At 70.0% G+C, this 2220-nt stretch carries 3 protein-coding genes; all 3 read right to left on the bottom strand.

Going from position 1 to position 2220, the window contains the following annotated elements; genetic code table 11:
• Nucleotides 1-355: 355 nt before the first annotated feature.
• Nucleotides 356-988, bottom strand: a complete 633-nt coding sequence (locus VF468_22565) for a transposase (GenBank protein ID HEX5881073.1) — start codon at nucleotides 986-988, stop codon at nucleotides 356-358.
• Between the two features lie 8 nt (nucleotides 989-996).
• A complete protein-coding gene (locus VF468_22560; GenBank protein ID HEX5881072.1) occupies nucleotides 997-1626 on the bottom strand; it encodes a transposase in 630 nt (209 codons plus the stop codon).
• 338 nt (nucleotides 1627-1964) lie between these two features.
• Nucleotides 1965-2220, bottom strand: a 256-nt coding sequence (locus VF468_22555) for an alpha/beta hydrolase domain-containing protein (protein HEX5881071.1), incomplete at its 5' end; no start/stop codon positions are given.

The raw sequence follows: 2220 nt of genomic DNA, 5'->3' as shown, positions 1-2220 counted from the left end.
GCATGCGCGGCCAGATAGTCGTCGACCTCGGCCTCCAACGCGGCAGCCAGCATCCGCCGGGCGCCCTCGCGGGCCAGCTCGTCCAGGTCTCCGCCCAGCACTGCACGCACGCGCTCGTCGGCCACTACACTCAGCCTGGATCCACCGATCTGCGATTGCGGTCGCTGTTCTTCTGACGCGGCCAGGGTCCGGCGTGCGGGCGCTCGCGTGGCGTGACGGCGGAGCCGCAGGAGGTGGCGGGTGAGGGTCGGCTGCTGGTCGTTGCGCGGCCCGGTGCTGCTTTCGACGCCCTGACGGCAGGATGGAGCAGTCGGCGGCCAGCCGACAACCCAAGCCGTGGTGTCGACGTGCGTGGTCAGGTCGGGTACGGGATGCAGCGCAGCCGCGCCAGCGCCATGGTGAACGAGTGGGCCCACGGCCAGTCGGCGGGCAGATGCAGCGTCGGCCGGCGGGCGGAGCGGGTGAGCCGGCCGGGCAGCGCGAGCAAGGTCCGCCGCAGCGTCTTGGCGACGGTCTGGTGGTCACCGACGTTCAGGCCGAGGGCGGCGATCCAGCGGATGAGGTTGTGAGCCAGGGTGGCGGCCCCCAGCCACGCGCTGTTGGCGGAGGGCAGGTGGGCCAGGCCCGCGCCCGCCTTGAGGTCGCGGATGGCCAGCTCGCAGACGGCGTGGCGGCGATGGTCGGCGTCCAGCCAGGTCATGGTGCCGGGCCGGTCAGTGACGAAGGCGTGATACCGCCAGGTGGCGAACAGTTGGGCCTGCTCACCCTCGTTGCGGACGCGACGCACAATCAGCCGGTCGCCCTGGTAGCCGGTCTCGGCGACCTGCGCGACCCCATCGGGTTGGTAGGCGATCGGGACCCAGGCCGCTTCGGGAATGGCGGCGATGGCGGCGCGGACCGTCTTGGTCTGGCGGACCGTGATCGAGTAGCGCACCCGGTGGCCGCGCAGCCGCCCGATGAGCTTGGCCGACCAGAATCCCGAGTCCATCCGCAAGGTCAGCTCGCCGCTGGCGCCGGCCCGGCGCAGCCGGCCACCAGCTCGTCAACGAATCGGGCGATGCCGCGGGCGGTGTTGGCCGCGCCCTTGCGCAGCCGGGGGTGCAGCAGCTCGCCGGTGTTGGCGCGGGTCGCCAGCAGCGGGTGGTAGCCCAGCCGATGGGTGTAGCCGTAGCAGGCGCCCTGCTTGTGGTAGCCGTGCACCTCGCAGATGGTGGAGTCCACATCGATCATCACCGGGTCATCGCCGGGTCCGGCGCCCGCCGCCCACGCCCTGGTGAGGATCTCGCCGGTCACCCTGTCGAGCTGCCGGATGTGCCCGAAGGTGAAGCTGCGCAGCCACGTTCCCACCGTGGAGGCGGCCATCACCCGGTGGCCGAGGATGCTGCCGGTCGACCCGCAGCGCAGCAGCTCTACGTCGTCGATGCAGTCGCCACCGGCGACCATGGCATGCACCAGCGTTAGCAGCTTGCGGCCGGGGCGCGCCGCGCCGGTGCGGTCACCGAGGTCGACGAGCTGGTCAGTGGTCTCCTCGATCCCCAGCCGCTCGGCCAGGGTGGCGGGCAGCAGTAGGCCAGCATGGGCGATGGCCCGCGGAACGTCGAAGGTGATATCGACCTGGTCCAGCACGACATGGGAGGATCGCATCGAAAAGGTGCCTCCGGCTCGTGGTGCATGGCTGGCTTCGCAACCGCCATCCTCCCAGGTGAGGAGGCCCTTTTCATACTCCAACCAGCCTCAAGCGACCACCCAATCGGTGTAACCAGGCTGAGCCGGAATGTGCCGGGAAGCCCAGCAACGTGGAGGCTCTCCTTATGGAAGGGCGCTAAGAAAGGGTCGAACCACTCGACCGCGCCGATGATCTGTCGTCTTTGGCCGCGAAGTGGAGCCAGTCGCACAGGGTGATCGCTCAATGCAACAGTGCCGTCACGACTGGTACGCGCCGGCCGGCACTGCCCACTGAGCGGTCATGGCACGTCGGCCCGGGCGGCCTCGTGAATCAGTCGCCGGCCGTCGTCGGCCGTGATGATCCGCTGGTCGACCAGTTGGTGGACGCTCGCCGTGACCCGGCGGACGTACGCGCCGTGGCTGGGATAGAGGCGATCGAGCACGTCCTGGGTAAAGGGCCGTTCCCAGCCGGCGATGAAGCAGAACGACGCCCCGGTGGCGCTGCCGAACCAGGTGCTGGTCGGCACGTCGAGGTACGGCGACCGCAAGCCATCT

The organism is Actinomycetota bacterium (assembly GCA_036280995.1).
Taxonomy (GTDB): domain Bacteria; phylum Actinomycetota; class CALGFH01; order CALGFH01; family CALGFH01; genus CALGFH01.
This window is presented reverse-complemented; position numbering and strand designations above follow the sequence as displayed.